Origin of the sequence: Aquimarina sp. TRL1, from assembly GCF_013365535.1 — a bacterium.
GTDB lineage: Bacteria > Bacteroidota > Bacteroidia > Flavobacteriales > Flavobacteriaceae > Aquimarina > Aquimarina hainanensis.
Genome location: NZ_CP053590.1, coordinates 4,405,543 through 4,428,938, shown reverse-complemented (window position 1 = coordinate 4,428,938; position 23,396 = coordinate 4,405,543). Strand labels below are relative to the sequence as shown.

At 32.6% G+C, this 23,396-nt stretch carries 18 protein-coding genes; 9 read left to right on the top strand and 9 right to left on the bottom strand.

Going from position 1 to position 23,396, the window contains the following annotated elements:
- Positions 1-956: 956 nt before the first annotated feature.
- From HN014_RS18185 to HN014_RS18165, 5 genes are all read right to left on the bottom strand, one after another.
- Positions 957-1,292 carry a hypothetical protein gene (locus HN014_RS18185; protein WP_176030267.1) on the bottom strand — a complete coding sequence of 112 codons (336 nt, stop codon included), beginning with the start codon at positions 1,290-1,292 and terminating at the stop codon, positions 957-959.
- Between the two features lie 21 nt (positions 1,293-1,313).
- Positions 1,314-3,017, bottom strand: coding sequence for an AAA family ATPase (locus HN014_RS18180; RefSeq protein WP_176030266.1), 1,704 nt, complete (start codon positions 3,015-3,017; stop codon positions 1,314-1,316).
- Positions 3,018-3,055: 38 nt separating this feature from the next.
- Complete coding sequence (locus HN014_RS18175) at positions 3,056-4,132, bottom strand: dsDNA nuclease domain-containing protein (RefSeq protein ID WP_176030265.1); 1,077 nt, start codon at positions 4,130-4,132, stop codon at positions 3,056-3,058.
- A gap of 508 nt (positions 4,133-4,640) precedes the next feature.
- Positions 4,641-6,173, bottom strand: coding sequence for a hypothetical protein (locus HN014_RS18170; RefSeq protein WP_176030264.1), 1,533 nt, complete (start codon positions 6,171-6,173; stop codon positions 4,641-4,643).
- A gap of 386 nt (positions 6,174-6,559) precedes the next feature.
- The gene (locus HN014_RS18165; protein ID WP_176030263.1) at positions 6,560-7,021 is read right to left on the bottom strand and encodes an Lrp/AsnC family transcriptional regulator; all 462 of its coding nucleotides are present in this window, start codon (positions 7,019-7,021) and stop codon (positions 6,560-6,562) included.
- 157 nt (positions 7,022-7,178) lie between these two features.
- Between HN014_RS18165 and HN014_RS18160 the strand changes: the two genes are divergently transcribed.
- The 4 genes from HN014_RS18160 to HN014_RS18145 all read left to right on the top strand — a co-directional run bounded on the left by HN014_RS18160 (position 7,179) and on the right by HN014_RS18145 (position 11,926).
- On the top strand, positions 7,179-8,201 hold the full coding sequence (locus HN014_RS18160) for a DUF1852 domain-containing protein (protein WP_217704345.1): 1,023 nt from the start codon (positions 7,179-7,181) through the stop codon (positions 8,199-8,201).
- Between the two features lie 28 nt (positions 8,202-8,229).
- Positions 8,230-9,258, top strand: a complete 1,029-nt coding sequence (locus HN014_RS18155) for a methionine synthase (RefSeq protein ID WP_176030262.1) — start codon at positions 8,230-8,232, stop codon at positions 9,256-9,258.
- A 146-nt stretch (positions 9,259-9,404) separates the two neighbouring features.
- Positions 9,405-10,241 carry a sulfite exporter TauE/SafE family protein gene (locus HN014_RS18150; RefSeq protein ID WP_176030261.1) on the top strand — a complete coding sequence of 279 codons (837 nt, stop codon included), beginning with the start codon at positions 9,405-9,407 and terminating at the stop codon, positions 10,239-10,241.
- Positions 10,242-10,600: 359 nt separating this feature from the next.
- Positions 10,601-11,926 carry a serine hydrolase gene (locus HN014_RS18145; protein WP_176030260.1) on the top strand — a complete coding sequence of 442 codons (1,326 nt, stop codon included), beginning with the start codon at positions 10,601-10,603 and terminating at the stop codon, positions 11,924-11,926.
- Positions 11,927-12,019: 93 nt separating this feature from the next.
- Here the strand turns inward: HN014_RS18145 and HN014_RS22755 are convergent, their stop codons facing one another.
- Both HN014_RS22755 and HN014_RS18140 read right to left on the bottom strand, forming a co-directional pair.
- Positions 12,020-12,154, bottom strand: coding sequence for a hypothetical protein (locus HN014_RS22755; protein ID WP_303246384.1), 135 nt, complete (start codon positions 12,152-12,154; stop codon positions 12,020-12,022).
- Between the two features lie 318 nt (positions 12,155-12,472).
- The gene (locus tag HN014_RS18140; protein WP_254884037.1) at positions 12,473-14,128 is read right to left on the bottom strand and encodes a tetratricopeptide repeat protein; all 1,656 of its coding nucleotides are present in this window, start codon (positions 14,126-14,128) and stop codon (positions 12,473-12,475) included.
- A gap of 406 nt (positions 14,129-14,534) precedes the next feature.
- On the opposite strand from HN014_RS18140, the gene HN014_RS18135 reads away from it, so the two are divergent.
- The 4 genes from HN014_RS18135 to HN014_RS22820 all read left to right on the top strand — a co-directional run bounded on the left by HN014_RS18135 (position 14,535) and on the right by HN014_RS22820 (position 18,280).
- Complete coding sequence (locus tag HN014_RS18135; protein ID WP_254884036.1) at positions 14,535-15,674, top strand: MBL fold metallo-hydrolase; 1,140 nt, start codon at positions 14,535-14,537, stop codon at positions 15,672-15,674.
- Positions 15,675-15,705: 31 nt separating this feature from the next.
- Complete coding sequence (locus HN014_RS18130) at positions 15,706-16,641, top strand: AraC family transcriptional regulator (RefSeq protein WP_176030259.1); 936 nt, start codon at positions 15,706-15,708, stop codon at positions 16,639-16,641.
- Positions 16,642-16,929: 288 nt separating this feature from the next.
- A complete protein-coding gene (locus HN014_RS18125) occupies positions 16,930-18,171 on the top strand; it encodes a hypothetical protein (protein ID WP_176030258.1) in 1,242 nt (413 codons plus the stop codon).
- Entirely contained in the window at positions 18,149-18,280 is a 132-nt protein-coding gene (locus tag HN014_RS22820) for an AraC family transcriptional regulator (protein WP_176031157.1), read from the top strand. The genes HN014_RS18125 and HN014_RS22820 overlap by 23 nt, the downstream gene beginning before the upstream one ends.
- A gap of 245 nt (positions 18,281-18,525) precedes the next feature.
- Here the strand turns inward: HN014_RS22820 and HN014_RS18115 are convergent, their stop codons facing one another.
- The gene (locus HN014_RS18115) at positions 18,526-18,933 is read right to left on the bottom strand and encodes a hypothetical protein (protein ID WP_176030257.1); all 408 of its coding nucleotides are present in this window, start codon (positions 18,931-18,933) and stop codon (positions 18,526-18,528) included.
- Between the two features lie 174 nt (positions 18,934-19,107).
- On the opposite strand from HN014_RS18115, the gene HN014_RS18110 reads away from it, so the two are divergent.
- Positions 19,108-19,866 carry a LuxR C-terminal-related transcriptional regulator gene (locus HN014_RS18110; RefSeq protein ID WP_176031156.1) on the top strand — a complete coding sequence of 253 codons (759 nt, stop codon included), beginning with the start codon at positions 19,108-19,110 and terminating at the stop codon, positions 19,864-19,866.
- Positions 19,867-19,961: 95 nt separating this feature from the next.
- Here HN014_RS18110 and HN014_RS18105 read toward each other — a convergent pair whose 3' ends face one another.
- On the bottom strand, positions 19,962-23,189 hold the full coding sequence (locus tag HN014_RS18105) for a glycosyl hydrolase (protein ID WP_176030256.1): 3,228 nt from the start codon (positions 23,187-23,189) through the stop codon (positions 19,962-19,964).
- Positions 23,190-23,396: the final 207 nt, after the last annotated feature.

The window sequence follows — 23,396 nt, the reverse complement described above, 5'->3', positions numbered from 1 at the left end:
ATATCGTCAGCAATTATGTAAAAGCTAATTTGCGAAACGCAAAGTTATTATGATTTAATTTTTTAACACACGATTATCAGGTATCGACTTAAACTTTTAGAAAATAACAAGTGTTTTATAAATTGAATATTCTGTACCAAGGCACAGAAATTTTTAAATATGCTATTCTCAGAAATTTGGTCCATAAATCCCAATCGCTGAGAATAGCATATTTGATATAAGGATTTGCATTTCTTTTTGTGCTAATAAAAAAGAAAAGAAACAAATCACATAACAAAAAAATTAACGTTTTTTCAATTGTAATCATAACGATGTAAATTCGTATTATTCAATTATCTAATACTATGACTAACAAAGAAATAAAAGAACGATTAGACAAAGCAAAATATCATTATGGAGAATACCTTATCAATAAAACGATTCTTGGAATATAACCGCTTTAATTGATGATTTGAAAAGTGGAGATGGTTTTGAGTACACATACGATGAGATAAGAAATAAAGGTTTAGAGCGCATTAATGAGGAGTAATTATAAATAACATATTGCATATTGTCTTGATACAAAAAGAAACAAAAAAATCAAGGCTGCATAAAACTTTGGAAACACGGACGAACGTTAAAAAAATGTCTCAGAAGACATTTTTAGTGAGTAGCGAGCCTGTGGCGTTGGAGCGCAGTCGCTATATTTTAGACGGCATAAAATTGAAAGTCTAGTAGACTTTTGATTTTGTGAGCGAGCTGGCGCGTTGGAGATTTATGCTTTCTGTTTAATCAATAGTACTATTTTATAAACTCGTACCTATTGTTTTCTCCAAAGTTTTCTGAGGCCGTTTTTTAATCTTTAGGTTCTATTTTACATAATATTTAACCTTTATTCATCATTTCCAAATAATCTTCCCAAATCATTGGTTCCGTATTTTCAACATTTTTCTCAACAAAATTCACACTTTCCTCTGTCAATTTTCCAAATTTTCAACATTTTTCTCAACAAAATTCACACCTTCCTCTGTCAATTTTCCAACTATTCTAAATGAACCCCAAGCTTCTAATTTTAATAATTTATTAGATACTAGTTTAGAGTTTTTATAAGTTATTTTGTAATTTCTATTATCTAGATCCTTTTCTTCAAAATGCTCAGTATTCATAGGAATGTTTTCTTCATAATTATTTGAAGTTGTTATCATAACTCCTATAAAATGTGTAGTATCCTTTCCTGAATAAAAAATAATATAATGTAATCCAGCATTTATGTTTCTATTACTAGCTTCTAAAATATCCCCTCTTCCAATCATATAATTGTTAATTTTTGGTGTTCAAAAAAGTAGAAAATCATCATCGAATATTCCTTTTTCTAATAAAGGTCTTATTTCTTTATATACTTTATCATAATCATTCTTTTTTAGAAGTGAATCTTTTTCATTCAAGTCAAATGTATATTCATCATCATCCACCAAACCTAAAACTAGTTGAGAATTTTCGGGTTTGTTCTTTTCAATGAAATTTAAAATTGCTTCTAAATTTTCCTTATCCTGTTCTTGTTGATTGGGAGAATCAATAATTATTGGACAAAAAGTTGATGTCGAATACTTATTCATTATTTTAAAAAAAGTGAAATAATATGCTAATAAAGCTCTTGGTAGGGCACTTCCTGTTTCTTTAATTGTGGAATCCATTCTTTGAAATGCTTGCTCCGAAAATTTCTCTGTATTAATATTTAATTGATTTAGATTCCTTTTGAGATTGGAGCGATACATTGTCATAATATTATCCTTCCTTTCCTTACCTTTTTTATCAATATCTTTAAGTTTATCTTCGAGTCTTTTTCTTTCTTTCTCTGCTTTGCCTATTTGTGAATATATAAGAGTTTGCTCTTCTTTAAAAATTTCCTTAACTCTCTTTTTTCCTTCATTTTCGATTAAATCAACTAATTTAACATTTGACTGCTTCTTACTTAATACCTCTTGTATTTTTTCATAATCAGATTTTTTTACTGTAAACTCCTGATTATACAAATCTATTTTATGCTTTATTTTTAAGTACTCAGTTCTTAATTCATCATATAACTCTTCTAAATTTTCTTGATCTTCCGCGATAGAAAACCTTTCTGCAAAGTTGTTTTCATAATGAGCTCCACAAGTAGGACAGTCTACTTCATCCTCTAAGTTGTTAAGTGCATAATTATAATCCCTTTCGGCTTCTTTTATTGACTTTTCTACTATATTTAATTTCGAACCAAGTGAAATTTTTTGATTATAAAGTTCAGTAAGTTGTTGTTTGATCTTATTCTGATCATTTTTTAAAGTCTCACAATCAGCTAACAACTCTTGAATTTCTTCATTAAAATCTTCAATTGTAATGTTCAGATTTACTTCACTTAATTTCTTATTAATACTTTTAAGTATTTTATTTAAAGTATTAATTTCATTCGATGTATCATCTAATTCTTGTCTGGTCTTATCTAAGTCAGATTTAGTTACATAATAGGAGTTTCCTTTTATTCCCGAATGATAATTAATAAGAGGTTTTTTCCAATTACTAAACTGTGATAAGTTGGCAAAAGAGTCCCAATTTTTTGACCAACTTTTGTCTTGATCGATATAAAAAGGTAAAAATAGATATGCTGGAGGCGGTATTTCGGGATTTCCTTGTCTATTATTTATTATAAGTTTAAAATCTAATAGATCGTTTAAATAGGATGACATTTCTTTGAAATTAAAAGAGAAAACTTCTTTGTTTTTATCAATAACAACAAAGCGCTTTTTATCAAACCTTAAGACAGAAACTTTTTCTCCATCAACATTAAATTTCAACAAACTTATAGGCTCAGATTTCACCCAATTCGGATGCATTAATCCTGGTGTAGCACCTAATGTATAATAAATACTTTTTATTAATGAGGACTTACCTACTTGATTAGTTCCTTTAATTATTGTTTTCTGAGGATCGAATTTTATTTTCTTCGCTCTCTTTTCTCTCAACGAAAGAATCATCAATTCTTCTAGGACTAATCTTTTCATATTTTTTAGTTCTTAAATTCCTTACTAACTTTTTGAAATTATTCTGCATCACATATATCTTTTAAAATCATCAGTTTAATATGTTTTTCATCAAATACGAATTGCTCTTTAATAAATTTATTTTCCATAACCTCGTCGTAAATACTTTCCATAGAATTAGACAAATTATCGTTTAATAGATCCTCGTTTTCATCAATAACTTTGTTTATTACATTAACAATTTTTCTAAATAGAAGATTATTTGGTTTTAAGTATTCAACCTCAATATTTGCCCAATTTTTTTGAAAAAATCTTCTAAAATTCATTGGAGCATTTTCACTATCTAATCGATTAAGAATTTCGGATTTTAACTTTTTAAACCTATTTGGTTCACTAGCAACAATTGCAATAATCTCTTCAAAATCTGTTTTAGAGAAAGATTTATATTGAACTATTTCTTCAAAAGATGATAATTTTCTTTCAATGTTATTTTTCCTTTTAACTTCATCAAATATCGTATTGTATGCTAATGAAGGATTAAATTTTATATCGGCGTGTTTGCTTTCAATAAATTTATTCAGTTTTTGTTGTGTTAAATCAGAATGATGTTCTAAAGTCAAATCACTTTTTTCAAGAAATAATATTTCGAGGTATTCCTTCAACCAACTTATAGAAAGTTCGTTACTCAGTTTTTCTGCTATTTTTTTTGTTTCGATGTTATCTAATTCGCTACAACAAATTTTAATTCCAAAGTCAACTCCGTCTTTTAAAGCTAATTTATAATCACAATTCGAAATAATATTCAAGGAATTTGTTTCATCATTGAAATTCAATTTATTATTAAAAAGTTTACCTAAAATTGAACTCCCATTTTTTTTTGTTAGTAATGATGATATTGAGTGTCTACCTTTACCTTTAGTCTTTACTTGAAAAAAATCTATAGTATTCGGATCTTTAGAAGAATCAAATACAATAATATCTTCATAAAATTCAAAGGCTAGCAAAAAATCCTCTTTTTCAGAAAGTTCTATTAACTTACAAATGGCCCAGTTTTTTTGAAAGTCAAATCTGTTTGAAGAAACTGAACCGCTATTTTCCCTTGGAGTAATTGTCTTAAGTTTTTTGGTTAAAGACATAAAGCTAATTTCTGTATAACAATGAATTATTGGTAAATCGTTAAAAATAGTAAATTTGCTAGGTAATTATTTACGGGAAACCCTCATTTTTAAATAAAATTGAGGGAAATATTCCCATTCCACACACATTCCCCTACTCTCCTATCGTCGTTTCGGGTAATAAGTGTTTCATTACCTTTTTTAAAAGGAACATTTCGTTAGAAAACTTTTAAAGAAAATGTAGAGGAAATAAACTTTGCTTTTCCCAAAGCAAAGTGACATAACGCAAGTACATTATAGTACAAATATATTTATTATAACAAATTGGCGCATACGTAGTATTTTACATAGTTGCAGATATAGTAACGACACCGTCAGGTGTTCTATATCGTCAGCAATTATGTAAAAACTTCTATGTGTAATAATAAATCACAACCGCATTTAAAAGATTTAAAGCCTATTGCTGAGATTTTGGATGTGGATATTAGAGAGTTATTAGTTCCTACTAAGGAGTCTAATTAACTCCTCACTAACCAAATTCCTTGTTTGCACTTATATATTCAAAAGGAAAATTAACATTCCTCTTTACATAATCAAAATAAGATTGAGCTCTGGTATCTAATATATTAGGACCAACTATGGCTATCAAATCTATTTGTTCAGTAGTTCTAGATGCATAATATAACAATTGCCCTAAGGCTTCTCTGATACAATATGAAGGATTTTGATATGGCTTAACTTCATATAATTGAATTTTTCCGTTTGTTAGATTTACTTTAATATCAATGAAATCTTTTTCAAGCTTAACAACGCCACTATTTCCTAGCTTTTCTTTTAAATAACTTGAACATTGATTTTGAAGTTTATCATGAATAGAGTTTACAATATATGTTCTTGCTTGTGTAGTTACTTCATATTTTCTTTCTTTTTTGTAATCTACCCCTAAACTATTTGTTGTAATATTTCGAACTTCTGTTTCCCCATATGACCCAAAAATAGTTTCTATCTCTATTTCTTTTTCTATTTCATGCATGGTATGTGCCCTATTTACATTAATTTTTTTGTTAACATCCGACTCAAAAAAATCAACTTTCAAACAATGCACTAATTCTTTATCAGTAGAATAAATAACTTCATCATCATATCCTAATACTAAAGCGTAGGCATTAACTATAACTTTATTATCGTTAGTTCTTTTTTTTAACCCTATGATGTCACCTGGTCTAATTTTTATAAATTTTAACAATTCATTTTTACTAGATTGTTTTACATTTCTACTTTCTAATTCCAGTTTTAAACTTTCTTCATCTCCAATATATTCTTCCAAATTTAAATCATGTTCAAATCCAACAGAAATAACATTTCCTGACAACATTAATGGTAAAACATCTTTATAATTACCATTAAATTGCTCATAATTAGATTCTAATAAATAATAATTAGGTTTATATCTTACTCTTGAAAAAACTTCACCCATATAATCAAAAACAGATTGTCCTTTAGGTTTTTTAGTATAAAGAGAATCAATTAAATATGAGAAAGGCTTATTTTTTGTGTTAATGCCTACTCTAAGACATTCATATATAACAACATCTTTTTTATAAATAGGTAAAAGGTTTTCTTTAGAATATAAAAAAGCTATTTTCCATTTGAACATATGACTAATATCAATAGTATCAATAGCTCTGAAATTACCACTTTGAGTATTTTCAATGATAGCAATTATATTTGATTTTATCTTCCGAAAAACTTCTTCACGTGAATTACCATAACGCTTAGACCAGACATATTCTTCATCATGAGTAAATCTTTCGATTTCATTAATATCTCTATTTTTATTTGGCTTATATATCCCAAACTTAATTGAAGTTGAACCTTTAATACTTCCGATGTGTCTTGTTTTTGTTTCTACCCAATAACAAAATGTAGTTCGATTATCCACAGAAACATATTCTTCCAAAGTCATTTTTTTAACCCTAGTTAATGACCATTCGCTTTCAAAGGACTTTAAAGTTTCACGGGATTCTAGAGTATATGACGTAATAATTTCTTCTTGTATCAAAACTTGGTGGTTTTTTGGTTAAAAATTCAACTTCTGAAATATAGATATTATTACATAAATAAGATTACGGAAACCCCTCACTTCTACATAAAAATTAAGAAAAATATCCCCATTCCACACACATTACTCATTGTTTTCTATTGTTTATTGGAAATCGTGAACCTCCTAAAGGTTGGTTTCCCCTACTCCCCTATCATCGAACGGGTAATAAGTGTTTCATTAGCTTTTTTTTAAGAAACTTTTCGTTAGAAAACTTTTAAAGAAATTGTAGTACAAGAAAACTTCGCTTTTCACCAAAGTAAAATCACATAACAAAGGTGCATTATATAAAACAGCGCTTCTACTTAGAAATATACATTGAATATTCCCTAGCCAGATATTACAATTTATATCGGTACAGCATAGTCATGTTTTATAACTCCCATAACAAATGTACTATGAGCACTCCCAATATTTTTAATTGAACCTAAACTATTGAGAACAAAATCTTGATAATGTTTCATATCCCTTACCATCACCTTTAACCTAAAATCATAATCCCCCGAAATATTATAACACTCACAGACATACTCAGAAGACATAATATCCTGTACAAATTGATGACCTATTTCTTTAGTATGCTCTTTTAACGTAATATCACAGAAAACGATAAGCCCCTTCCCTACTTTTTCGGCTTCAACCAATGCGACGTATTTTTTGATGATGCCTTCCTTTTCCAAACGCCTGATTCTTTCATAAACAGGAGTTGGCGATAGATTAACCTGTTGTGCAATTTCTTTTGTGGTTAATTTCCCGCTTTGTTGAAGCAACTTTAATAATTTCAAATCAGTTTGGTCTAAATCGGACATAGATAAATTTTCTTTTGATGAATTAAATCTCTACAAAGAAAAGATATTTTATCTAATAGTTTCCAATATAAAGATATTTTATCCTATTTATAATCCAATTGTAATTAAATAATCTTTTATTTTGATATTTGCAGGGTATAAAAACTATATGAATAAGATGAAATCGATCATACAGGAAGCTATTGAAACTATCGAGAATACAATGAAGAATGATATTAGGTTCACACTAAAGAGTATTTGTTTTGATGAAAACTATATTCCGTCCAACAGCACTCGTACAACCACCAACTTTGCGAACCTGGCAAGAGGAGCAAATCGTCAAGAAAACTTACACAACACGATTAATATGATTAACAATCGTTTTAATACCCTGGCGAACTGGGACAACCCTGATAAAGATCGCTACTCGGTTGAATTAGAAATTGTTTCTGTCGACTTAGATATTAATGGCAATGGTAAGACATTCCCAGCGATTGAGATTTTAAAAACACATATTATCGATCATAAAACAAGCAAATGCATTGAAGGCATTGTGGGGAATAACTTTTCTTCATATGTCCGCGATTATGATTTTAGCGTGTTACTTTTAGAACATAACAAGTATACAGATAGTTTTAGTACCCCTGATAATTTTGGAGCATTGCACGGTAATATATTTAAGTGTTTTATAAATTCAGAAAATTACAAAAAACACTTTGTCAAACTACCTGTCATATGCCTGAGTGTATCAGACAATAAAACGTATCACCGAACAGGAAACCACCACCCAATAGTAGGTTTTGAATACGAACCCAACAAATCTTCTTTAACAGAACAATACTTCAAAAAAATGGGCTTGCAGGTTCGTTATTTTATGCCACCTAATAGTGTTGCTCCTCTGGCGTTTTATTTCTTTGGCGACTTACTAGCTGATTATACAAATCTGGAACTAATAAGTACCATTAGTACAATGGAAACGTTCCAAAAGATTTATAGGCCTGAAATTTATAATGCAAATGCTGTCGCAGGTCATTGCTATAAACCTAGTTTGAAAAATCAAGATCATTCTTTAACAAAAATTGTATACGATCGGGAAGAACGTACTCAATTAGCAATTGAGCAAGGTAAATTTGCCGAAAAACATTTTATTAAGCCCTACAAAAGTATCCTGGAGCGGTGGTCTTCTAATCTCACTATTTAATTAACACAACCTATTAAAATATTTTACAATGAAGAAATTATTACCAACCTCTACTGTTGGGAGTTTACCCAAGCCTGCTTGGCTTGCCCCCCCCGAAAAACTTTGGTCACCTTGGAAATTGGAAGGTGATCAGTTACTTGAAGGGAAACAAGATGCATTACGAATTTCTTTACATGAACAACAATTGGCAGGAGTTGATATAATTAGTGATGGTGAGCAAACACGTCAACATTTTGTAACGACTTTTATTGAGCATTTGAGTGGTGTAGATTTTGAAAACCGTAAAATTGTAAAAATTCGTGACCGTTATGATGCGAGTGTTCCTGTTGTGATAGATGAGATTGCACGTCAAAAAGCAGTTTTTGTTGATGATGCTAAATTTTTACGTACACAAACTGATAAGCCTATAAAATGGGCATTACCCGGACCGATGACAATGGTAGATACACTGTATGATAACCATTACAAAAGTCGAGAAAAATTAGCATGGGAATTTGCGAAAGTACTCAATGAAGAAGCAAGGGAATTGCAAGAGGCAGGAGTAGATATTATCCAGTTTGATGAACCCGCATTTAATGTTTTCTTTGAAGAAGTAAACGATTGGGGAATGGCAACCCTAGAAAGAGCCATCGAAGGGGTAGAGTGTGAAACTGGGGTACATATTTGTTACGGTTATGGAATAAAAGCCAATAATGATTGGAAAAAAACATTGGGATCAGAGTGGCGTCAATACGAAGAAATTCTTCCTAGAATTCAAAATTCTACTATTGATATGGTGTCATTAGAATGTCATGGCTCACGTGTACCGTTTAATTTAATTGAACTTGTTCGTGGTAAAAAAGTAATGGTCGGAGCAATTGATGTGGCTACCAATACTATTGAAACACCAGAAGAAGTAGCTGATACGCTACGTAAAGCTCTTGAATTTGTTGATATCGAAAATCTTTACCCTTGTACAAACTGTGGGATGGCTCCTTTATCTCGAAACGTAGCAAGAGATAAGTTAAGTGCCCTAAGTGCAGGAGCAGAAATTATACGCAAAGAATTTGGAATTTAGCCCCCTTGATATATTAATTAGAAAATGGTTTCTATTTTTGATATTTAGTTTGATGATTTTACTTCATTAAACGTAGATTTGATGAAATAAAATCATAGGAGATCTGCATTCATACAAATGAACCTATTAAAAAATTTAATTTATTTATGAATATATTTATTCTTTACTATCTCGCTGCAGGTGCATTTGCTGGCATACTTGCAGGCTTGTTTGGTATCGGTGGCGGAATGATAATTGTATCCGCATTAATTTACATTTTTGCAGCACAAGGCATCCCAGAAGCTGCACTTACACATGTTGGTATTGGGACATCTCTTGCTACTATTATTGTTACCTCTATTAGTTCACTTCGGGCGCACAATAGTGAAGGTGCAGTAAATTGGAGTGTATGGAAGCGTATGGCGCCGGGATTAGTAATTGGTTCATTGATCGGTGCAGGTGTTGCATCTATTATTAATGGTAAATCACTTCAGGCAATAATTGGAGTAGGTGCGTTTTTGGTAGGAATAAAAATGTTGTTTATGAAAAATAAAGCCTTAGAAGAAAATGATTTTAGCAAACTTCCATCGCCTATTGGGCAAACTGGTTTAGGAGGTTTTATCGGTCTTGTTTCTGCTATTTTTGGTATTGGTGGAGGGACATTAACTGTTCCGTTTTTGAGTTATTACGGTTTAAAAATTCAGAATGCAGTGGGTACATCGGCTGCCTGTGGCTTACCTATTGCTGTTGCTGGGGCTGTTGGATTTCTTTTTTTTGGGCAATTTGTTGATGCCGATGTAAAAGAAGCATTACCTAATGGGGTATTGGGTTTTGTGCACATTTATGCATTTATTTGTGTGAGTTTGGCTAGCTTTTTTACCGCTCGTATCGGAGCAAAACTAGCCCATACATTACCCGCAGCAACATTAAAAAAAGCATTCGCAGTATTATTGCTGGTTGTGGGGGTTAGATTATTATTGGATTCTGACGTTTTTATAATTTAACGCTTGTAATAATCGCTTATTAATATCTTGATTATGGTAAAGTTTTCCGCAGTATTTCCATTATCATTAGAACATAAACAGAAATAGAGTTTTTGTCTTTTATAGATAAAATAATACTGCATAAACTCTTACAGCGCACTCATAATTTTTAAGATTATGTCCAACTTTTACTTTCTACCAAAGAAACCTATTTTTCGATTTTACGGATAAGGATGCTTCAGTTGGGGTTCAACATGCTTTTTTTAATGATAATACGACCTTTTTACAGTTATCACTTTATTCTGGTTGTTTGTCATTCTTATTTTGTAATACTTATTTATTGAGAGAGTTTTGGAAGGTCATTTAAAAACAATCTCATCATGAAAATAGGAAAATACACTATAATTACGCTACTATTATTAATACAGAGTCTATCATTTGCACAAGACAGTACACTAAATCGTATTAAGCAAAAATTTAATGCTTTATTAAAAGAACAAAACAAAGGGATTGCTGTCCTTGTTAAAAAGAATGAGGAAATAAAAACGATCAGTCTAGGTAATTTTGATCTACACGAAAACAATGTTTTTAATATTGGAAGTGCTACTAAAACTTTTACGGCTGTTCTTTTATTACAGGAAGTCGAAAAAGGAAATCTAACATTAACCGATACTATTGGAAAATATGTAAAACCAATACAGAACGTAGATGCTTCTTTGACAATTAAACAATTATTAACGCATGAAAGCGGGTTAGATGAAGTTATTGGCAAAAACATCTATACTATTTTTTATGCAAAAAAAGATTCCCTCTATAACGAAAACCTGTTAAACCTGGTTAAAAAGAATACTCCTGATATGGTAGGTAAGTTTGATTATTGTAATACCAACTATTTTTTACTCGGAAGAATTCTGGAAAAAATAACGGATAAAAGTTATTTTGATTTAGTTAGAGAACGTATTATTGAACCTTTACAGATGAAACATTCTTATCCTTATGTACATAAGAATTTACCAAATCTGGCTCCGCCATATCACAAAGAAAAAGACGTTACAGAATATTTGGATTATAAATTTTATGCGAATATAGCTTATTCGGCAGGAAGTATTGCTTCTACCTTATCTGATATGGCCGTTTTTTACAACGCTCTTTTTGAAACTGAAAAACTACTCAAAAAAGAAACGGTTACCCTTATGATGGAATCTGGAAATGAAATATATGGGTTAGGTTTATTTAAGTCTGAGTATAAAGGGATCCCCTATGTTAGTCATGGAGGAAACAATGTTGGATATGCTTTTAGAAATGCCTATATCCCTGAAACTAATAATCTATTTCTATTATTTACAAACTCTCATAGAATACCTTTTGAGAAATCATTAAAAAACGACTTGTTTGCTTATTTAAATAATGAAAACATTGAAGATTTTAAGGCAATAAACATTGCAGACTTCAAAGAAATACCAGGGAAATACGTATTAAAAGAGGCTAACTTAACATTTGAAATTAAGCGAGAAAAGAATAAACTATTTTTGATTGTTGAAGCTCAGGGAATAAAAAGTGAATTGATGCAAAAAGACAAAAATACGCTTTATGATACGGCAGTTGGAGCTACATTAACCAAAATTGAAGATAATAGTAGTGGCTTAACTTTTAGTCAAAATGGATTTACCACGATCATACATAAAATAAGTTCTAAAAATCAGTAGTATCAAATAGGTCTAGGTGTAACAATAAATACATATGGATTGAAAAGTTCTTCAATCCATATGTATACTACGTGATTTTTTGTGATTTAGAGTTTAATTTTTAGTTGATTTGCTTGGTTTTAATGAAGGTTTATTACCTGGTGTATTTTTATTATCTCTTCTTCTTTTATCCAAGGTACCATCTTTCTTTTTAGGCTTTGGTCCCGGTTTAATGGCTATGATTGTCATTTTACATTTATTTTTATTTGTTTATAATCAAATTGTTACCCGAAAATAATAGATCGTAGAACTAATACCTTGTGGGATTCCACAATTGAATAAAAATTATACAAAATAATTCCATGAATCGAAGTACTTTACTTCTGATTCGAAATTCTAAATAAGAGAATAAACTATAACACAAAACAGGCTGCTTCTAATCAAAGCAACCTGATATCATTCAACAGTATACGCTAAAACTAACAGTATCTAAACGATTCCCGTTTTTAATGTTGGAATGCCTGGGGAAACATTCCAACCTAATTATAAAAACATCAAAATGCTATGTTAGTCATTGGAGAGTTCGGATAAAAGAGTTGTAGCCACCTTCCTTATTTCTCCATCAGTATCTAGAGAAATTGCTTTATGAAGTACTGCTGCTGCTTTTTCGGGTTGTCCCAAGGCTATATAGGAGCGTCCTAGATAAGTATGTGCACTTGCAGAATCTGGAAACAACCCTAACACCATAGAAAATACTTGAATAGATGCCTGAATTTGTGGAGCACGGCCACTCTGCAGCAAAATGTTTCCTACCTTGAGTAATCCGTTTTCAAAATCAAAAAATGCATAAAGTGGGTCCTGGATCATTTTAGGAAGTTCTTCTGCTAGTTTTTGTGTTTGTCCGGATAAGTATAAATGGATAACATAGTCCATCGGCTTCGGTTTAAAATCTGTTACCTCAAATCGTAATGCGGCTTCCAGCACAGGATCCTGATTATGGGCATACTCCTCAAAACTCATGGTCACCGGAATACTAGGGGCTATCCAGGGAGCATTTTCTAATGCTGGTTTATCCTGCCACCACAAATATGATAAGGAGACATTAATCCCACTGTTAGGCAATGATACAGGACGATTATCTCCCCAGAAATTGATGTTCTCTGCTGTGGGTTCTCCTACGAAAATAACATTGGTATAATTGTCAATTTCATTAACTAGATTCTGACAGGCAGAAAAGGTTCGTTTTCCAATAATAACAAATAACTTTCCTATTGTATTGATTTTTTCAGCTTTAATAAGTGTTTTTATAACCTCTTTGTTCAAATAGTTGTTTCCTCCCCCGTTTAAACGCAGATCAATGATTAATTTCTCTGCCCCCTTTGTTGCTACTTCATTAAGAACGCGGGTATAAAAATCCTTGGTACTCTCTTCGGCTTCATCTTTAATTCGGCTATGTCGAACATACATCGCCTTTTCTTTGGTTAAATATTCAGAGAAATAGACCTTATCCAGCTGTTGCAGGTATAAAGGTGTGGTAGATTGATCCCTGGAATCTAACCAATCGCCTTTTTGATGCACATAACCCCGGTGGGTAGGTACCCGCTCTCCTTTGGGCAATGTGGTAAAAGATTGTGTGAATTCCTTCCCATTTTTTTCTAACGTGAATGTAATCGTATTTTGTAGGGTTTTGGTAATTTTTTGAGCATGTAAGATTTCAGGATAACGCATATTATTAATTCCATAAGCTTTAAAGTACTGCGAATTCTCTACTTCTACAGTCGGTTCAATTGCTTTTAGAACTGCTGCGATTGGCTTCCCTTCTATTGCAATGACTTTGGCACCAACTGCTTTGGAGTAGTTCTTATGTGCTCCCTGAATATAAATTCCATCGTTAAATGCATATAAATTAAACGGGAGTTGTGAAAATTCATATGGTTTTTGATGAAAACTAACATAGGTATGTCCGTATTTGAATAAAGATATGATTCGGGACATTCCCACAATAATTTCGTGTGTTTGTAAATTCGGAATGTCATTGTATAAGGTGGTTACTGCTGCATCAAAATCTTCTTTGGTAGTTTTTACAAAAAGAAAGGGATAGTCCTTATGGATGGTGTTTTGCAAAAAACGAAGGTCTTCCTGCCACTGAGTAGCTTCTAGAGGTTCTTGTGCTGATACGTGAAGAAACAGCAACATCGATAGTATAAAAAGTATATTTTTCATGAGGATGATTTAGCATGTAAAAAGAAGTAGTATACCAATTTTTCCATTTATTAATATTTGTTTTCTACTGTCAAAACTAAGGGTATCTCAATGTTTTTATGCTACCCGCAAGAGTAGTTTCAAAACTGTAAGCTCTCTGACACATAAAAACATACCTCCAAAATGTATACGTTTCTTACGAAAATGTATACGTTTGTGAGGAGATGATTGCTGTAATTTTGTAATCAAAGTATAAAACTTATACACATAGTAATGAACGGCTTTTTTGAGAAACGGGAATCCAGGGAACTGGTTAATAGAAATTCTCTTCTGACGATAGGTACTTTTGGGTAAATGGGTTTCTCCTCAATATTAGTCTTTGCTATATTGAGCTTATAAAGGCTTTGAAAATGATTTGTAATAATTAATGAAAAGAATTGTAAAAATTATAAAAAAGATGTTAATAACCATAGGAATTGTAATGGGTGTTATGACCATTGTAGGGCTGTTATTTGTAACGATGAGTCCACAGTTTGGTGGAAAAGCGACAAAAGAACAGCAAAAAGAATATGCAAAATCAGAAAATTATAAAGATGGAAAATTCAGTAATTTAGGTGGTGTCAAAATGGATATGAGCGGAAAAGATATGCTGAAAGCAATTGGAGGAATGTTTAAAAGCATTCCGGAATCACGCCCAGCCTCTGATCTTATGGTACAAAAGGTGGATTCTATAAATATAGCGGCATATGCACATGAAAAAACTCGTTTTATGTGGTTTGGACATTCTGCTTTTTTAATGCAGACACAGGGTCAAAATATCCTTATCGACCCGATGTTGAGTGAGGTGCCAGCTCCACATCCCTGGTTAGGAGGTAAACGTTTTAGCGATAGCTTACCAATCGAAATAGCACAAATCCCTCAGATTGATGCAGTTTTGATCTCTCATGATCACTACGATCATCTGGATTATGAATCTATTATTCAATTAAAAGATAAGGTCCGCCGTTTTTTTACCCCTTTAGGGATTGGAAAACATCTGATAGCATGGGGAGTTCCAAAGGAAAAAATCGTGGAATTAGATTGGGGACAAAAGGCTTCATTCAATGAGCTGACTTTTATCAGCACTCCTGCACAACATTTTTCTGGTCGTGGTGTATCTGATAGAGATACGACACTTTGGTGTTCCTGGATCATACAATCGCCAACGGAAAAGATATTTTTTAGCGGAGATAGCGGATATGCATCGCATTTTAAAACTATTGGAGATACATACGGACCATTTGATATTGCCTTTATGGAATGTGGGCAATACAATACACTATGGCCTAGTGTTCATATGTTTCCGGAAGAAACAGCACAGGCTGGAGTAGATGTAAAAGCTAAAAAGATTATGCCTATTCATTGGGGAGCTTTTAAATTAGCACAACACAGCTGGACAGACCCGGTACAACGAGTGCTGAAAAAGGCCGAAGAACTAAATATAGATGTTCTTATTCCTGAAATCGGAAAATTAACATATATTGATCAGGAAGATTCAACTTCAAATCAATGGTGGAAAGCCATGTAATAAATAAAGGGTTCAATAATGCATTTGACTAATGAAAACATCCAATTTTACGTTTAGCAATATATCCGAATTTCATGATCACTTTAACTTAGGAAAGCCAGAAAACCCTTTGTTTAGTGTAGTCCATAACGAATTAGAGGAAGATGAACAGGCTAGTTGTGAGACCTATACCTTTGATGGACCTATAGTATTGAATTGCCAGTTTTATACGATCAGTTTTAAGAACATTATCGCTGGAGAACTGATATACGGGCGTACCAAATATGATTGTACCAACGGAACTCTCCTATTCACAGCCCCCAATCAGACATTATCATTCAAAGAAATGGTGTTTAGCTCAGAAAGCTATCACATAGCACTTCATAAAGATTACATTCGTTCCTCAGATATATATAACAAAATTAAAAAGTACAATTTCTTTAATTATAATGTGAATGAAGCATTGCACTTATCACCAAAAGAAGAACAGATTATAAAAAGTATTTTCGAAAATATAAAAGTAGAATATCACAACAATCAAGATGAGTTTAGCAAAGAAATTATCATTTCTCAATTAGATACCTTATTGAAATATGCAGATAGGTTCTACAAAAGACAATTTATCAATAGAACAGATGATAATAAGATTTTGATTACCCGATTCAAGGATGTTCTCAATGCATATTTCGAACAAAATTTATTTGCTAAAGAAGGAATTCCAACAGTAGATTGGATGGCTGCTCAATTGCAGGTAAGTCATCGCTATATGAGTGATACGATCAAGGCAGAAACTGGCAAAACAGCCATTGATCAAATCAATTTATTTATTGTCGAAGAGGCCAAGAGTATGCTATTAAACCCTAATGCATCCATCTCTGAAACTGCGTATAAATTAGGGTTTGAATATCCACAATATTTCACCCGGGTTTTTAAAAAGAAAGTAGGCATGAGTCCCAAAGCCTATATTAAAGAACATTCCTTGAATTAATTTTTGAGAATTTTAGTGTATGTTATATTGAATACTCCTCTCCTGCTGTGTTTTTAATTACAAAACAAAGTCGACCGTACTGCCGACTTTGTAGTATAATCCGATGAATGGGGTAAAATAACCAGAATAGGCTTGGATCTTGAGTATGATCTATGATTAGGTGTTCGGAATTTGATTGATGATCTTGATCTTGATGTTTTCGACTATACGCACCTAGGCAAACATTAATTATATCAAATCAGTTTTTTTTAACTAAATTTAAGACTCTTAAACCTAAACAATTTTTCTATGAAAACTTCTCTTGGAACCTTTCTCATACTATTCTTATTTAGTCATTCTATTCAAAGTCAAAATTGTGATTTCAACATTTTTAATAATGAACTAGAAAGAGCAATAACTAAAAATGATTCTCTTAAATTATTAATGAAACATTTAAATTGTCTTAATTCTAAACAAAATGAAATTAATAGTTCATTAGAAAAAATGTTAGTTACTCTAAATACAACTAACAAATATGTTGAAGAAGAAACAAAAGATTTTAAAATGATAAATTCTGAAAAGCATTCTTCCTTAAAACAAAATTTACTAGAAGTTTCTGATATTTTTGAAGAGGTTAATGATAATATTTATAACATTAAAGATAAATTAATTCAACATGACTTAGAAAATTATATAAAAGAATTATATAATCCAGAGAGTAATATAACAGGAAAAAAATTTTCTACTATTCTTTCCGAACAATTAAAGACAGATGTTGTAGATAATTTGAGTTTAGGTGATTCCAAAACAGAAAAAGTTCTTAATACTGTTGAAAGTATTACCAATACACCTTTGTTACAAGCTATACCTTCATTTGACAGTGCTATTAAGATAACTACAGAAGTAATTGGTTTTATTAGAAATATAATATTCAAAGATGACACTAAAAATTTAAAACTTCTACAAAATTTTGAAAAAAATATAACTAAGTATCTTATTTTTTATGGGGAATTAGACAAAGCAAATCAGAAATATCAATTCAAAATTAATGAAGTCCAAGCCAGAGTTGATGTAGAATATTTAAATTATAATGAATATTTGTTGAAAACAGCTAAAATTGCGGGGTTCGATTATAGTACTCCAAAGAATTTGAAAAATTTAAAAACTATAAACGATGATTTAATTACAAAATTCGATGATTATCTAAAGATTAAGGCCAATTCTTTAAATGGTACAAATTATTTTGAAGATTTAAAAAACAACAAAAAACTTATTAAATTTAATAACGATTTGGATAACCTAAAGTATTTCGTAAAAGAGTTAAAAGAAATATTTGAGCTATATAATTCAATTAACATTGAATATAAAAATGCTATTAAACAAATATTAGAAAAGAGAGCTATTAGTATCACTGAATCAAAACATAAGCAGATAACTGAGAAATTGGATGAACTTCAAATAAAGAGCTTAGAGTCAACAAATGTTCTTTTCAATTTAGAAAACTTAGAGAAAAAATTGAAAAAAATTCATTTTTCTGATATTCATTTGTAAAACTGCGTATAAATTAGGGTTTGAATATCCACAATATTTTACCCGGGTTTTTAAAAAGAAAGTAGGCATGAGTCCCAAAGCCTATATTAAAGAACATTCCTTGAATTAATTTTTGAGATTTTTAGTGTATGTTATATTGAATACTCCTCTCCTGCTGTGTTTTTAATTACAAAACAAAGTCGACCGTACTGCCGACTTTGTAGTATAACCCGATGAATGGGGTAAAATAACCAGAATAGGCTTGGATCTTGCGTATGATCTATGATTAGGTGTTCGGAATTTGATTGATGATCTTGATCTTGATGTTTTCGACTATACGCACAATATCTTTTGTTAGGTGTATACGGTTCATTTTTAGCGGATAACGATTTGTTTATAAAGTAAAGACGTGACATAGTGTACACCCCCCAGAAAATAATAAACTCCAGAAGCTTGTTTCTGAAAATAATCAAGAATTCTTCCATGTCCATTTGTAGTTCCTGTTAAAATTTCAATAATGCCAGATGTATCAATGTTTTTACTGATTTTTGAGCCGAGGGTTAACAGATACTCCTGTGTTTTCTGAAAAGCTGATTGTTGTTGTTTTGTTACGTAGAGATGTTTGTGGAGATCCTTTTGGAACCGTCCCGAATTACCACAAATTTTATCCGTTTTTTGCGCTATCGTTATATGAATAGAAACAATTCCCTTGGTTGTTTGACCAAAGATAGTTGATAGACAAAAAAATAAAAATGTAATGAGTGTCAATACTAATTTTACCATCTTTTTTTGTTTTAGTGTTTTTACCGAGAACAAAATTATAGTTCGTAAACAACTGATACACTACACTACAGCGTAGTTTTGTTATTCCTATACAACTTCTTTTTGTACATATAACTACCCGATCGGGTAGTTTTTTTTAAATCTTATATTTGTATGGGATTTATTTTACTTTGTATGACTGACATCAACTCTTTTTTTTCATTAAAAAATACAATTAGAGACCTAACCGCTAAGGATATTCATCAAACAACAAATTATCTGGAGGTTATAGAAGCGTTTACAAGAACTACCTACAAGAGTGTATATGTAATTGATTATAATACAAAAGGCTTTGAGTACGTTTCGGATAATCCTTTGTTCTTATGTGGAAACTCTGCCACCGAAGTCAAAGAAATGGGGTATGATTTTTATTTTAAATACGTCCCTAAAGAAGATTTGGAATTACTCGTAAAAATAAATACTGTCGGGTTTGATTTTTATGAACAAACCCCCTTGGAAGAGCGAAAAGAATATAGTATTTCGTATGATTTTCACTTAAAAAATGAAGAAGGAAAAACAATTCTGATCAACCAAAAGCTTACGCCTTTATTTCTAAATGAAAAAGGAAAAATCTGGAAGGCCATTTGTTTTGTATCATTATCCACACAGCAACAATCAGGAAATATTATTATCTCTAAAAAAGACGGCAGGAAAAAGATCACCTATGATCTCGCAAATGATTGCTGGAAACCTATGGAAAAAATAGAGCTATCCACCAGGGAAAAAGAAATTCTGCAATATTCAATTCGCGGCTATACCATACATGAAATTTCAGAAAAGATTTATATCTCTCCGGATACGATAAAATTTCACAGAAAAAAACTTTTTGAAAAACTGGGAGTCTCTAATATATATGAAGCTATTTCGTATGCGACTATTCATAAACTTTTATAGCAGAGACAGAGGATATCAGAATAAGAATATAACTATTATAAAAAAGGTGACTGCATGATTGCAGTCACCTTTTTTATCGTTAAGAAATACAGGGATTAATTTTTGATAAGCCCTTGCCCTTCTATCCATGGAGCACCAGCTTGTCTTAGCTTGTTTTCAATATCAGGAAAGGTATTTTCTATCACTTTTGTCAAGCTTGCTTTTACTTGCTGCAATTGCTTTTTTGAACGATTTAAGAATGCCTTATGAGTTCCGGTAGGTCCGTACGTATTGGTGAAAGCACTCCAGGAAATGCGATTTCCATCATTAGCTGTAGGGTTCGAACGCTCTCCTATTTCACCTTTTATCGGGTTCCCGCTCAATTCTTTTTCAATGGTCAACAGCTGTAATCTGGTATCATTTATCTGCTGTACCAATCCATCATTGGGAGCTGTTGTTTTATTAGCAGCTCGCTTCATCGCTGCAATTTTTTGTACCATTTGTTTCATCATCATATTGGTGGCCGTAAGATCTTGCTGGAAGTCCACCACTTCTTTTCTAAACTGGTTCATCTCATCAAATGATTTTCTTGGTAAAGCTCCGTCGTATAAAGGAACTACCTTAAATTGCGTTGGTCCCTGTAAGATACTGGTTACTCCATCGATGCGCTTTGCCAAGGTTATAGAATATACCCCCGGAGTCACTAACATATTACTCCCATCAAAACCATTCCCTTTATCCTCAAGTCTTTCTCCTCGTTTGCTCGGGTAATTCAATCCCCAGTTTACTCGGTTAAATCCTTTTTTGTTGGTTCCTAATACGGTATTTACTGTATGCCCATTTGCATCTTTTATGATGAGTAAGATAGCTGGTTTTTCCTGGTTTTTCTCTTTTTCCAGTGCTTCCCATCCGGGAAAATCAGTATTGTCTTTTTCTTTCTTTTTACGGGTATCTGCTAAGGATTTTATATTATCAGCTAAGAAATACGTAAACCGGGCACCAAAAGGAGCATTCGGAGCCGTGTACTCTGCATCCCCCTGACTCCCCACTCTGCTGTAGCGGCGATACCAATACGCGTCTTTTATAGGGAATAAAGTAGCTTCCTCTGTAAGCATGGATGTTTTAAAATTACGTAAAGGAGTAATATCATCCAATATGAAAAAACCTCGCCCAAAAGAAGCACCTACCAGGTCATTTTCTCTACGCTGAATGGTAATGTCTCTAAAAGAGATGGTAGGTACCCCCCCTTTTAATTGTACCCAATTCGTACCTCCGTTATATGTGAAATAAATTCCATATTCAGTAGCGGCAAATAACAAATTTGGATTGACGTGATCCTGAACTAATCTCCATATCAAAAGGCGATTCGGTAAATCTCCATTGATAACAGACCAGTTTCTTCCTTTATCAGTACTTTTGAGTATATAAGGTTTATAATCTCCATATTTATGATTATCTACTGCCGCATAGACCGTATTAGCATCGAATAGATCTGCCCGTACATCATTGACAAAAGGCACATGATCAAGCCCTTTTATAGAGCTCAATGTATATTTACGCCATGTTTTTCCTCCATCTTCAGTTACCTGAATCAATCCATCATCTGTTCCTGCATATAGAAGTCCTTCTTGTTTAGGAGATTCCGCCAAAGAGGTAATGGTATTATAATTAGACATAGCAAATACATCCCAGGCATTGTCCCAGCTTTGCTGTTTTCCATATACAGGAAGGGTAATACGTTCCTGATTGAGTGTTAAATCATTAGAAATTGGCTGCCAGTCATCACCTCTGTTTTCTGAACGCCATACACGTTGCGACGCAAAATACAAGCGTTTCGGATTATGGGGGCTGATTAAAATTGGAGCATCCCAGTTAAAACGTTCGTACGCCTCCCCTTCTCTTGCTTGTGGTTGGATAAATACGGTTTCTCTGGTGGTCTGATCGATCCGCCATAGTGCTCCTTGCTGAAATTCTCCATATGTGATATTAGGATTTCCTGGTTCCGTTGCGGATTGATGCCCATCTGCTCCTAAGGTTTTCCACCAATCGGAATTTGATATTCCACTATATGCTGTTGTTTGTGAAGGCCCGCCATGAGATCCATTATCCTGAGTCCCTCCATAAATTTTATAAAAAGGTTTGGAATCATCTACTGCTACTTTAAAGTATTGTGTAATAGGTAAATTCCTAACAAACTTCCAGCTTTTGGTCAAATCAAAACTTTCATAGAGTCCTCCATCAGTACCGAATAATACATAATTAGGATCAGAGGCTTTGAATGCCATCGCATGACTATCTACATGCTTATTACGTTCATTCATAGTATAGAAGGTTTTTCCATGATCATCAGAGATTAATACCCGATTATTCATAAAAAATAATTTCCCTTCATGATGAGGAGATGCATAAAGTTCCTGATAGTAATGAGGACCGGTTCCTCCAGAAATAGCATCGGATTGTTTTTTCCAGGAAGCCCCTCTGTTTGCTGACATAAAAACCCCTCCCTTTCTACGATCCAATTCAATAGCTGCATAAATAATATCCGGGTTAAAAGGAGAAATTGCCAATCCTATTTTTCCCATATTAGATCCGGGAAGTCCGCTGGTTAATTTCGTCCAGGTTTCTCCTCCATCAGTACTCTTATGAATTCCTGAACCGGGACCTCCCCCGACATAAGCAGCTACAGTACGATGTCGCTGCCAGGTAGCAGCATATAAAACATCTGGATTTCTTGGGTCTATTACCATATCAGTAGCGCCAATCCATTCGTCATCTCCCAGGGTTCGTTTCCATGACCCTCCTCCATCGGTAGATTTATACACACCTCGTTCTCCTCCGGAATTCCATAAAGGTCCCTGAGAAACGACCCAAATGATATTAGAGTCCGTTGGATGAACAATGATCTTTGATAAGTGTTCCGATTTTTTGAGACCGCTATTTTTCCAGGTAGCGCCATCATCGTGACTGACGTAAATCCCATCTCCTATAGCTACATGACGTCCTCCTACATTTTCTCCGGTACCTACCCATATCGTATGTGGATTGGAAGGGTCAATTGCAATAGCCCCTATAGAAAAAGATGGTTGACTGTCAAAAATTGGTTTCCAGGTGGTTCCAGAATTTGTAGTTTTCCAGACGCCTCCTGAACCGACAGCCACATACCAGACATTTTCATTCTTTGGGTGAATGGCAATATCTGCTATTCTTCCAGATGTAAATGCCGGTCCAACATTTCTAAGTTTTAACCCTGTAAAGGTGTCACTGTTCATTTTTTGAGCTTGTAGAGAAGTACTTAGAATCATCAGAACACTCCACAAGACTCCTAGTCTTAAAATTAATTTCATGTTAACATTACTATTATTAAGTTGATTTGTAATTATGACCTGCTATTTCCTCTAAATAATGTATTCTATAGTGTATGATGGGTATTGTTTTCATCATATATGCCCCTAATTGTTCAATGGTCATTCCCTCATTATCTATTACAGATAAAGAATTGATTATGTGATTCTTACTGATTCGGTTTTTTGAACAATTGAATACTGAACTAA